The sequence below is a fragment of the Kitasatospora phosalacinea genome, assembly GCF_030268885.1.
In the GTDB taxonomy this organism is placed as follows: Bacteria; Actinomycetota; Actinomycetes; order Streptomycetales; family Streptomycetaceae; genus Kitasatospora; species Kitasatospora phosalacinea_C.
The window spans coordinates 1-255 of the sequence record NZ_BSSA01000159.1 but is presented as its reverse complement, the minus strand read 5'-3'; the positions used below and the strand labels follow the sequence as shown (position 1 = coordinate 255).

The following is a 255-nucleotide window of genomic DNA, read 5'->3' as shown; positions in this document are numbered from 1 at the left end:
GGTAGAGGATGAGGTCCTCGTCGAGGGTGATGCGGCCGAAGTCCATGGCGACGGTGGTGGTCGTCTTGCCGGAGACGTGGCTGAGGTCGTCGATGCCGGCGGAGGCCGAGGTCATGACGGCTTCGGTGCGCAGGGGGTTGATCTCGGAGACCGCGCCGACGAGCGTCGTCTTGCCCACGCCGAAGCCGCCCGCGACGACGATCTTGGCGGAGGTGGTGGCGCGGCTGGGGGCGGCGGCCGCGTTAGAGCTTGCGA

1 protein-coding gene is annotated in these 255 nt (G+C 69.8%); it reads right to left on the bottom strand.

Features of this window, described 5'->3' with window-relative positions; all coding sequences use genetic code 11:
* The coding region (locus QSK52_RS39375; protein WP_285741066.1) for an ATP/GTP-binding protein at positions 1-255 on the bottom strand (255 nt) is incomplete at both ends.